Source organism: Acinetobacter sp. NIPH 298 (genome assembly GCF_000369505.1).
Lineage (GTDB): Bacteria > Pseudomonadota > Gammaproteobacteria > Pseudomonadales > Moraxellaceae > Acinetobacter.
The window spans coordinates 1734623-1746631 of record NZ_KB850055.1; the positions used below are offsets into that span (position 1 = coordinate 1734623).

Below are 12009 nucleotides of genomic sequence, written 5' to 3' on the forward strand. Positions count from 1 at the left end.
AACACAAATCCACATCCCGTCGTGCACTTTACTTAACCACTTATCCGTAATTGTAGTTACCATTTTCACACTTTATGCATTATTATTTGTATTATTTTTAAGTTTGAAGTACACCTTGAATACTCTTACACTTTTACAACCAGATGATTGGCACGCTCACCTACGTGATGGTTTAGCTTTAAAACGCACAGTACCCGATTTGGCAAAACAATTTGCCCGCGCGATTTGTATGCCAAATCTTGTTCCACCAGTCAAAACTGTAGAAGAGGCTTTAGCGTACCGCGAGCGTATTCTTGCCCATGTTCCTGAAGGGCTCAATTTTGACCCTCGTATGGTGCTTTATTTTACCGATTACACTTCACCTGATGAAGTTCGTAAAATCAAAGAATCAGATCATGTAAATGCCATCAAACTTTACCCTGCTGGCGCAACAACAAACTCTGATAACGGTGTAAGTGATATTCGTAAAGTGTATGCAGTGATTGAGCAACTTGAAGAGCATCAAGTGCCTCTATTACTTCATGGCGAAGTCACGCATAATCATGTTGATATTTTTGACCGTGAAAAAAGATTTCTAGATGAGGTGCTTTCACCTTTACTGAGACAATTTCCGAAACTCAAAGTTGTTTTAGAACATATTACCACCAGTGATGCTGCAAACTTTGTCGTTGAACAAGATCGCAATGTTGCAGCCACGATTACACCTCAACATTTATTATTTAATCGTAATGATATGTTGGTTGGTGGTGTGAAACCGCATTTCTATTGCTTGCCGATTTTAAAACGTCAAACACATCAAACGACTTTGTTAGAAGTTGCCACCAGTGGTAGCCCTAAATTTTTCTTAGGTACGGACAGCGCACCGCATGCTCAAGATGCCAAAGAAAATGCATGTGGCTGTGCAGGTTGTTACAGTGCGCCATCAGCGATTGAACTCTATGCACAAGCATTTGATCAAGTCGGAAAATTAGAGCGTCTTGAGGGCTTTGCCAGCCATTTTGGGGCTGATTTTTATGGATTACCACGTAATACCACAACGATCACCTTAGTCAAAGAAGAACACACCGTTCCTGAGTCGCTTGATTATCTCGCTGACCAGAAAATCATTCCACTTCATGCAGGTAAAACACTGCAATGGAGAAAAGTGTGACACAAGAAAATAAAGCTCCCGTCATAGGGCAGCGCTTTCGCGGTTTTTTACCTGTTGTTGTTGATGTTGAAACAGCAGGTTTTAACTGTCAGACCGATGCACTACTTGAGATTGCATGCATTCCGATTGTCTATGATGAACAAGGTCAGTTTGTACCTGGCCCATCTTTTCAAGCGCATATTAATCCTTTTGAAGGCGCTAATCTTGATCGCCGTTCATTAGATTTCATTGGTATTGATCCTTTCAACCCAATGCGTGTAGCGATGGCTGAAGATGAACGCAGTGCTTTACGTCGTATTTTCAAGTCACTCACTGAAGTACGCAAAGCACAACATTGTACCCATGCGGTACTGGTTGGTCACAATGCGCACTTTGATTTGGGTTTCTTGCAAGCAGCGATTGCACGCACTGGCACTAAAAATCAGAATCCGTTTCATAGCTTCTCGGTGTTTGATACCGTTACGCTTAGTGCTGTGATGTTTGGGCAAACCGTTCTCGCAAGAGCTTGTATTCAGGCTGGAATCGAGTTTGATGGTAAAGAGGCACACTCTGCTTTATACGATACACAGAAGACTGCTGAACTGTTTTGCTATATTTTGAACAAACTGTCTCCTCATCTTCTTGACAGTTTGGTGACAGAACCCTAATATACACCCACCTCAAGAAGTCCCTATCGTCTAGAGGCCTAGGACATCGCCCTTTCACGGCGGTAACCGGGGTTCGAATCCCCGTAGGGACGCCAAATTCAAAAAAGCCACTGCATCTTTTAAGACAGTGGCTTTTTTATTACCTAAATTAAAAAGGACTCCGAAGAGTCCTTAAAAGCATTAGGCTGATTTTCGAGAATTAACCCGCCCTTTCACCACGGCTTTGATATTCCCTTTTGCATAATTTAAGAATACCAATAACGGCGACAATTTAGGATTTGGTTTTTTACCTTGACCAATCGCTTTGAACTGTGCCGCATACCAAATGATTTCCATGATTGCCATTTTATCGACAAAAGGAATACCTGTTTTGATTTGGTTTACCGCATAACGGACATCATGCCCCGCAATCAAACGATCGGTTAAATCTGTTTCAACAGCCAATGGACGAGCAATACCAATAAAATCACAGGCACCACTTTCAAGCGCAGCATTCATACCAGCAACAGTGCGGAAGCCACCTGTCACCATTAACTTACAAGAAACATGCTGACGGATTTTTTCAGAGAACTCTAAGAAATATGCTTCACGTGCAATCGTGCTTGCCTTACGAGAACTTGCTTTAGCACCAGCCATTGCCGGGGCTTCATAAGTACCACCAGAGATTTCAATAATATCAATACCAGCAGCATCTATAGCCTTGAATACCGTAATCACATCTTCTTCAGTAATCCCACCACGCTGGAAGTCCGCAGAGTTAAGTTTTACAGAAATAATAAAGTTTTCTGAGGTTGCAGCACGGACAGCCTTATATGCTTCAACCAAGAACCGCATACGATTTTCAACCGAACCGCCCCACTCATCAGTACGTTTATTGGTCAGTGGTGATAGAAACTGGCTAATCAGATAGCCATGTGCACCATGTAACTGCACGCCTTCAAAGCCCGCTTTCTCGCAGATCACAGCAGCAGTGGCAAAGCGCTGAATAATATCTAAAATTTCTTCATGTTTGAGTTCGCGTGGTGTACCAAACATGGTCGCCAACATTGGACTAAATGGAACAGCAGAAGGTGCAACTGTTTCTTTATTCAAACCTTTTGGACATTGACGACCTGGATGAGACAATTGAATCAACTGTACCATACCGTATTTTTTACCGACTGCAGCCCATTGTTGTAGTCTTGCCAAATCACGTTCAGTTTCTATTGCAACGACACCAGGCTCGTTCTTGGCATCGATATTGACCATGACATTACCTGTAATAGCACAGCCCAAACCACCTTTTGCCCATGCTTCGTATAGCCCGATATGCAAATCATTAGGTTGTCCTTCATGATTGGCCAATGCTTCACTCATCGCACCTTTAATAATGCGGTTTTTAAATGTGGTATTACGAATGGTGATACTGTCTGCAATCTGACTCATGGTCATCCTCTGCTACAAAAGTTAGAGTACTTATTCAATTATAATCTGACCACTTGACAATACCACATGTCAACTTAATTACAAGCTAGTACTGACTGGCAGCAATCAACTGACGGGTATATTCTGTTTTTGGTTGTGAAAAAAGTAACGCAGTAGATTGATATTCCATTACTTTTGCATGACGTAATACCATGACCTTTTGGCAGATTGCTTTGACGACTTGCAAGTCATGACTGATAAAAATATAACTAATCTGCTCTTGCTGTTGCAATCGTCTGAGCAACTTCACGATTGCGCGTTGTGTTGTTCGGTCTAAGGCCGAGGTCGGTTCATCCAAGATCATCAATTTCGGTTGTAAGACCAAGGCACGTGCCAATGCGACACGTTGTCGTTGTCCTCCTGACAGTTCGTGTGGATAACGATTTTTAAAATCAATGGGCAGTTCAACTTTCTCAAGCGTTTGCTCAATCTGTCGCTCTACAACAACCTGATCTAATGCTTTAAGCGCCAATCCTTCACCGATAATCTGTCCAATCGTCATACGAGGATTTAAGCTACTAAATGGATCTTGAAATACAATCTGAAAATCAGTGCGCAATGGACGTAATTTTTTTTCATTGAGTTGGTTTAAATCTTTCCCCAAGAAGACAATTTTCCCTTCACTCTCAATCAAACGGGTAATTGCTAAAGCCAAAGTCGACTTACCCGACCCACTTTCTCCCACCACACCTAAAGACTCACCCTGCTCTAGCGTCAAATTTAATGGTTCAACCGCAGTAAAATAATCTTTCACTCGATTCAACAATCCTTGTTTAATCGGAAATCTAACCCCTAACTGTTCTAATTCAAGAATGACCTGACCCTCTGTGTATGAGAGTGCCTGACCAAAATCATGATCCAGTAAATGCTGGGTATAAGCCGCTTGAGGACGATTAAAAATTTCATTCACCGCCCCTTGCTCTTCCACTCGCCCTTTATTCATGACAATCACATCATCAGCATAGCGTTTGACTAAATTCAAATCATGGCTAATCAAAATCATCGCCATATTGCGTTGCTGTTGCAGTTGTTTTAGCAAATTCAAAATTTGAGTTTGTAAAGTGACATCCAATGCCGTTGTTGGCTCATCAGCAATCAAAATATCTGGTTCAAGCGCCAATGCCATTGCAATCATCACCCGTTGACGTTGTCCACCAGATAACTCGTGCGGATAACGACGTAATTTTTGTTCTGGTTCAGGTATCCCTACATCGTTCAATAAGGCAATGACCTTTTCTTGCACCTTGGCTTTAGACCAACCTTGCAACAACAAACTTTCTCCGATGATTTTCTCAACCCGATGCAAAGGATTTAATGCCGTCATCGGTTCTTGAAAAATCATGGCAACTTTTTGTCCACGAACTTGTCGTAAAGCTGGCGTATCTAAAGCCAATAAGTCTTGATCATGTAGCCATGCTTGCCCTTGTATTTTTAAATGGTTAGGCAATAGCCCCAACAAAGCCAAACTACTCACAGATTTGCCTGAACCACTCTCCCCTACAATAGCTAAAGTTGCTCCAGCACATAAATCAAAGCTCAATTGATCAACCAAAACCTGACCTGTCGCTGTGGAAACGGTGAGTGCTTTGACCTTAAGCACATCATTTTTTATAGAATCATTGTCTTGGATCGAATGCATCACGTGTCGCCTCCCCAATATAAATCAATAATGACAACACAATTGCAAGCGTAAAAAAGCCTGACAATGCCAACCAAGGGGCATTCAGGTTATTTTTACCCTGTAAGAGTAATTCACCCAACGAAGCAGCGTCTGGAGGTAAACCATACCCTAAAAAATCCAATGCCGTTAATGCCGTGATATTTGCAGTCAACATAAATGGGAGTTGCGACAAACTCGAACTCATGGCATTGGGTAAAATGTGCCGAAAAATAATGGTTCGATCAGTCACCCCAAGCGCACGTGCGGCCCGAACATAATCAAAGTTTCTGGCGCGTAAAAATTCTGCACGAACCAATCCAACCAATGCCGTCCAGCCAAATAACAACATAATTAGAAATAGCCAATAAACGTTGGGGGTGAACATACTCACAAGGATCATCACCATAAATAACATTGGTAATCCCCCCCAAACTTCGAGAATACGCTGTCCGATTAAGTCAATCCAACCACCATAATAGCCTTGGATTGCACCCACAATAATGCCTAATACCGCCGCGCAAATGGTTAAAGCAAAACCAAATAGCAAGGACACACGTAAACCATACAGTACCCGCGCCAGTACATCCCGTCCTTGATCGTCCGTCCCCAACCAGTTTTGTGCAGTCGGCTTAGAGGGTACAGGTACGGTTAAATCAAGGTTTGGTGTCTGAAATGAAAAAGGAACGATAGGTGTGAGCATCCAGCCATGAGCAGAAATCAACTCACGCACTGCTGGGTCTTGATAGTCGGTTGCGGTCTCAAACACACCACCATAAGTGGTTTCTGGATAATCTTTAAAGACAGGAAAATAAAAACTGTCTTGATACTTCACGATCAAAGGCTTGTCATTGGCGATAAACTCAGCAGCCAATGACAAAATAAAAATGATCATAAATAGAATAAAACAGCGGAAACCGAGTTTATTTTTCTTAAAGCGGTTTAAACGTGCTTGCATCACGGGAGACATTATTTCACTCCTCGCGCATCAAAGTTAATACGAGGATCAATCACCTGATACAGTACATCACTGACTAAACGTAGAATCAGTCCAAGTAAAGTGAATAAGAACAATGTACCAAAAATCACAGGATAATCACGCTGAACAATTGCTTCAAAGCCCAAAAGCCCAAGCCCATCCAAATTAAAAATGATTTCGATAAATAAGTTACCGACAAAGAAAATGCCAACCAAAGCTTCAGGCAATCCAGCGATCACAATCAACATGGCATTACGAAAGACATGCCCATACAACACGCGATTTTCAGTCAGTCCTTTAGAACGTGCCGCAAGTACATATTGTTTGTTTAATTCTTCCATAAAGGAGTATTTAGTCAGGTAGGTTAAACCCGCAAAACCACCCAACACGATACTCAACAATGGCAAACTCATGTGCCAAAAATAATCTTTAATTTTTTCGAGCATACTGAGTTGGGAAAAATTCTCTGATACCAATCCTTGCAGTGGGAACCATTGGAAATAACTGCCACCTGCAAAGAACACAATCAATAACACGGCAAACACAAAAGATGGGACGGCATAGCCTACTGCCAATAATAACGAGGTCGATTTATCAAAGATTAAACCATGCTGTTTAGCCTTGCGTATGCCAAGGGGTATAGACACCAGATAAATTAAAAGCGTACTCCATAAACCCAATGAAATAGTCACGGGCATTTTTTCATAGAGTAGTTGGGTAACAGGCTTATCTTTAAAAAAACTGGTGCCAAAATCAAAAGATAGATAACCTTTGAGCATAAGCCAAAAGCGTTCGGGCGCTGATTTATCAAAGCCATACTGCACCTTGATTTGCTCCACCATGTCCGCACTCAACCCTCTGGCGCCCTGATATTGAGTCTGGGAACTTTGTTGTGCTGTTTCTCCTCCAGACAACCCCACACCTTGGAAATTTTGCGCTTGCTGAATCGCTTGCTCAACAGGTCCGCCTGGCGCAATTTGAATCACTGCAAAATTAATCAACAAAATAAAAAACAGAGTTGGAATAATCAGGAGTAGCCGTTTTAATATATATGTTCCCATCAATCTTATCCCTATTGTCCAGACTGATTATTTTTTCCGCAAATATTGACTTACTTTCTTTGCTTTTTCAGTATCCACCCACCAGTAATCAACACCAATCGATAGTTTTGGTTTTTGCGTTGGTTGTTGGTACATATCCCAATACGCCAACCATGTTTCAGGCTTTCCATACGTTGGAATATGATAGTAGCCTGCGCGCAATAACCGATCTAATACACGAGTATGCAATACCACTTGTTCACGACTCTCGGCAGCAATAATTTTTTGGATCACTTGATCAATGGCTGGGTTTTTAATACCTGCAAAATTATAGTTTCCTTCCTCATCTGCAGCCTTTGTTCCCCATAACTGTGCTTGTTCCTTACCAGGTGTAATGGTCTGAGGTAAGCGCATGGTGGTTATATCAAAATCACTGCGTCGCATTCTCTCAATATACTGTGGCACATCGACATGCCGAATAGTGACTGTGATGCCCAAACGTTTCAAATTACGAACAAAAGGCATTAATGTCCGTTGCATACCATCTTGGTGAATTAAAAGTTCAATTTCAATTGGCTTAGCTTGACGATCAAGTAAGCGACCATTTTTGACTGTATAACCTGCATCTTGCAAGATTTGGCGAGCAGACAATAAATTTTGTCGATTGAAACCGCTGGCATCCGAAGCTGGAAATTTCCAATCCGCCAAGACACCTTTTTGCATCAATGGATTTAATTTAGATAAGTAAGGATTGATTACTGACATTTCTGCTGCGGATGGTCGACCAACTGCGGCTAACTCACTGTTGGCAAAGTAACTTTGTAAACGTTGATATTGTCCATAAAACAGGGCTTTATTTTGCCACTCAAAATCATAGGCATAGCTTAGTGCTTTACGTAAATTAATATCATCGAATGGTTTTCGTCTGGTGTTAAATACAAAGCTCTGAAAATCTAAGGGCTTTGCTAAATTTACTTTATATTTCTTGACCAAGCCATCTCGAACTGCGGGAAATTTATATTCAGTCACCCAACGACGCGAAATATTTTCTTCCTGCAAGGTAAATTGCCCAGATTTAAATCCTTCAAAGGTCACATCCAAATTACGATAGTACACATATCTGAGGCGATCAAAGTTATAACGTCCCCGATTGACAGGTAAATCCTTCGCCCAATAATTTGGATTACGTTTATAAGTGATACTTCGACCTGCATCAATCCGATCGATCAAGTATGGCCCTGATCCCAAAATCGGCTGCATGGTGACACGGGTAAAATCTCTATTTTGCCACTCTTGCTTGGAATAGATCGGTAAGCTTGCGACGATTAACGGCATTTCAGCATTGTCATCAGATTTAAAAGTAAATTTGACTTGGTATTTAGATAACACCTCTGTCTTTTCTAAATCTGACAAATACATTTTCAAGCCTGGATTGGCTTTTTCTTGATAGGTATCAAAAGTAAATTTGACATCATCAGCAGTCAAAACATCGCCATTGCTAAACCGCGCTTTGGGGTTCAGATAAAAAATAACAAATTTAGGCTTATGTGGATCATATGTGGCCCTTTCCGCCAGCAATGGATACATGACATTCGGCTCATCTAAGGAAGAATCCATCAAGGTATCAAATAAATAATTGACCCCATCGGTTGAACTGCCTTTGCCATTCATACTGTTCAGGTTATCAAATGTTCCATTACTCGACTGGCTCAGCATCCCACCTTTAGGTGCATTTGCATTTGCATAAGGCATTACTTTTAAATGCGAATATTGAGGTGTCGCATGCACAGCCAAAAAAGGCGTGGTTTGTTGAGCAGCCAAACTGATTTGGCTACTCACCCCCAAACCAAACAAAAGGATGAGAGTTTGTGCTCTTCCATGAGACAAGTTCATATTTATCCTTATAAATTTGGAACTTTAATGACGTCACCGATACGTAATTGAGTATTTGGAGCTAAATCATTCATTTCCGCAAGTGCGTTGGTTTGTAAACCATATCGACTGGCTAGACCGATTAAAGTATCACCCCGCTTAACTTTATATTCCGTCACAGTTTTAGGGATCAAAATGGTTTGACCACGTTGTAAACCTGTATTGGCACGTAATTGATTTAAGTCTGCTAACTCACGCCCAGTCATCCCCAAACGGCTCGCAATACTATTCAACGACTCACCTGCTTTAACGGTATATTGTTCTGTATTTGCAGTATTTCGGTTTGCTGGTGCGTTACTTGCTCTGTTAGCTTCTGGTTGAGCTGGTGTTTCTGCTTTAGCGACTTCGCCAGTTAATTTTAAACGTTGACCGATACGCACACCCGAAGTTGGTTGCAAGCCATTCAAGTCCGCCAGATAGCTCACTTGTAAGTTGTATCGACCAGCAATCGCATTCAAACTATCCCCTGACTGAACCACATATTGATCTGGAGTTGTTGAGCCAGCAGGAATCTTCAAGCTTTGCCCGAGACGAACACCGCTATTTGACTTCAAATTATTCAGCTCAGCCAATTCATTCAGTGTGATCTTTGATCGGGTTGCAATACTGGATAATGTATCGCCACGTTGTACGGTATAGTTTTCAGTCTTATAGCTGGTCGATGCGGTTACATTTTCATATTTAACCGTATTTTTAGTCTCAGCAACTTCTTGCAGAGGAACATTGATTTTTTGCCCGACCAACAAACTACTACTTGCAGTTAGGCCAGAGGTTAGATCAGCAAGTTCTTGGTTAGATAGCGCATATCGATCAGCGATCAATTTTAAATATTCGCCACGTTTAACCGTATAAGATGTGGTGGCAACTTTTTGCGTGGTCGTTGCTTTCGCATCAGTCGCACGGGCTGTTTGTGACCCACTTTGCTGAGTGGTGCGTGTATTGTTCTTTGGCTCTTTAAGCGTTAATCGTTGCCCAACAAACAAACCATCTGTCACCGACAAGTTATTGTAATCAGCCAGTTGCTTAAGCGTTAAATCAAAACGAGCCGCTAAGGTGGTTAGGCTATCACCCGATTGTACAACATAGGTCTCAGGTTTAGCTTCAGTTGCTTTTACAGCTTCGGCTTGAGGCTTCGCATCATATAAATATAAACTTGTACCTACAAATAAAGTCCCTGCTGGATCAACTTGGTTCCATTTGGCAATATCACGCCAACTCACACCATTTTTTTGGGCAATCACAGCTAAAGTATCACCCGGCATGACCACATAGGTACTACGTTTGCCTTTGGGTGCAACCACGACAACATCATTGTCAGTGCTGATATATGGTTTACCCTGATTACGTTTAGCATCATCACTATTCGCCGTCGCTTTGTCCTCAACCAAGTTTTTCGGATAAGCAAAACCTTTACTGACTTCTTGACCTTTTTCGTCGGAAACTGATTGGCTCGTCTGAATCGCGGTTAATTTAATCTTGCCGTCAAATGGATCTACGATTTCGGTACCTTTTGGCGCAATCGCTTTGATTTCAGCAACAACCAAATCCTTTTCAGCTTGTGTTGCTTGAGGTTCTAATACCTGTGTAGCAGACTTCGGCTCACCTTGGATTTTCATCGCTGCAACAATTTGCTCACGCTCTTGATTTGAAATTGGCGGCTCTATATTTACAGGCTTTACATTTGCCGCTGGAGTGATGGCAACAGGAATACGCGGCGCACTTGGCACATTCGCTGATGCAGCAAATGATGCCAAAGCATCTGATCCACGTGGGGTATTCACCTTAACATTCGTTGCTGCTGTCGTTGAGCTTGGACGTGAGGTATTACTCGCGGTCAAAGGTACTGAGGACTTTGGTGTTGTGCTACTCGTCTGTGCAGGATTGGTTGTGGTACGAATCGTGGTCGAAGCCCCTGATGAATTGTTCATCACAGGCGGTGGTGTTTTACTCGCCCAAAAACCACCTGAACCAGCTTTATTAGAACGCAATCTTGCATCAATTGAAGGGCTTAGATCTGCTGGAATTAAGATTCGCAATGGACTCATCGGATCCATCGTCTCGCCACGATGCGCAGGGTTTAAGGCATATAATTCCGAACGGCTTAGACCCGTGATCGATGAAATTTCATTCAATGATAAAGGTGCAGCTAAGTTAACTTCACGAAAGTGAGGGCGATTGGCAATCGGTGGTAACGCAACACCATAAGCATTTGGATTTTTAATAATTTGTGCGACAGCTAAGAAACGAGGGACATAGTTCATGGTTTCTTGTGGAAGTTTTAAAGACCAGTAATCCGTCGGCAAACCTGCGGCTTTATTACGGTTAATCGCTTGTTGAATGCGTCCTGGCCCTGCATTATAAGCAGCCAAAGCCAGTTCCCAAGAACCAAATTGATTATATAAACTACCTAAGAACTCATAGGCAGCACGTGTAGATTCCACAACATCACGGCGACCATCATATAAACTGGTTTGTTGTAAACCATAGATACGCCCAGTACTTGGAATAAACTGCCATAAACCTGCTGCTGCTGCGCTACTGGTCGCCGCAGGATCATAGGAACTTTCAATCACAGGCAATAATGCGAGTTCGGTTGGCATGCCGCGACGTTCTGCTTCTTTCACAGTGTGATATAAATATCGGCTGGCACGTGCGCTTAGACGATCTAGATAAGGCTGACGAGAAATAAACCAACCACGTTGTGCTTCAATCCTAGAGTCCCGACGATTCAAATCCATCTTGAAACCTACGGTCATTCGCTTCCACACATCACCGTGTTTCAACACCAGTAGGCGATCACCCTCTACTGCTCGCATGTCCGTCGCAGAAAGTAAATCTTCAAGTGAATCTAAACTACTTGCATCTAAATAACCCGAGCCAAGTTGCTTAGAAGACGAAGCCTTTTTTGATTGAGGTGTTGAGGAACATCCCGTTGTAATTCCCAACGCAGCCAGAGCAGAAGTAAGTACAGTAATTTTGAATAATGATGTTGCAGATGCTTGCCACACCAATGTGTTCGATTTATACATAAAATCTTCCAGTCCACTTACGCGAGTTTATTACTTTGATTTGCCATTGTAGTAAAGCATGTCACTTAGACAAGGCAATAATTTAACGTGATTTGCATGGAAATGTTACAA

The 12009-nt window shown here is 42.1% G+C and carries 8 protein-coding genes and 1 tRNA gene; 3 read left to right on the plus strand and 6 right to left on the minus strand.

Features of this window, described 5'->3' with window-relative positions:
• Positions 1 to 115 precede the first annotated feature (115 nt).
• The 3 genes from pyrC (at position 116) to F903_RS13140 (ending at position 1892) form a co-directional block, all read left to right on the plus strand.
• Entirely contained in the window at positions 116 to 1150 is a 1035-nt protein-coding gene (gene pyrC / locus F903_RS13130; protein WP_005197666.1) for a dihydroorotase, read from the plus strand.
• On the plus strand, positions 1135 to 1797 hold the full coding sequence (rnt, locus tag F903_RS13135) for a ribonuclease T (RefSeq protein ID WP_004670511.1): 663 nt from the start codon (positions 1135 to 1137) through the stop codon (positions 1795 to 1797). The genes pyrC and rnt overlap by 16 nt, the downstream gene beginning before the upstream one ends.
• Before the next feature lie 19 nt (positions 1798 to 1816).
• A tRNA-Glu gene (locus F903_RS13140) sits at positions 1817 to 1892 on the plus strand.
• A gap of 85 nt (positions 1893 to 1977) precedes the next feature.
• On the opposite strand, the gene F903_RS13145 is transcribed toward F903_RS13140, so the two are convergent.
• From F903_RS13145 to F903_RS13170, 6 genes are all read right to left on the minus strand, one after another.
• Positions 1978 to 3222 (minus strand): NADH:flavin oxidoreductase/NADH oxidase family protein, encoded by a 1245-nt coding sequence (locus F903_RS13145; protein ID WP_005197670.1) that lies wholly within the window; start codon positions 3220 to 3222, stop codon positions 1978 to 1980.
• Between the two features lie 85 nt (positions 3223 to 3307).
• Entirely contained in the window at positions 3308 to 4900 is a 1593-nt protein-coding gene (locus tag F903_RS13150) for an ABC transporter ATP-binding protein (RefSeq protein WP_005197671.1), read from the minus strand.
• Positions 4878 to 5888: an ABC transporter permease gene (locus F903_RS13155; RefSeq protein WP_004670508.1), complete on the minus strand. Its 1011-nt coding sequence runs from the start codon at positions 5886 to 5888 to the stop codon at positions 4878 to 4880. The genes F903_RS13150 and F903_RS13155 overlap by 23 nt, the downstream gene beginning before the upstream one ends.
• Positions 5888 to 6958: a microcin C ABC transporter permease YejB gene (locus tag F903_RS13160; RefSeq protein ID WP_005197672.1), complete on the minus strand. Its 1071-nt coding sequence runs from the start codon at positions 6956 to 6958 to the stop codon at positions 5888 to 5890. The genes F903_RS13155 and F903_RS13160 overlap by 1 nt, the downstream gene beginning before the upstream one ends.
• A 27-nt stretch (positions 6959 to 6985) precedes the next feature.
• Positions 6986 to 8830, minus strand: a complete 1845-nt coding sequence (locus tag F903_RS13165) for an extracellular solute-binding protein (protein ID WP_005197673.1) — start codon at positions 8828 to 8830, stop codon at positions 6986 to 6988.
• An 8-nt stretch (positions 8831 to 8838) separates the two neighbouring features.
• Positions 8839 to 11898 (minus strand): LysM peptidoglycan-binding domain-containing protein, encoded by a 3060-nt coding sequence (locus F903_RS13170; RefSeq protein ID WP_005197674.1) that lies wholly within the window; start codon positions 11896 to 11898, stop codon positions 8839 to 8841.
• Positions 11899 to 12009: the final 111 nt, after the last annotated feature.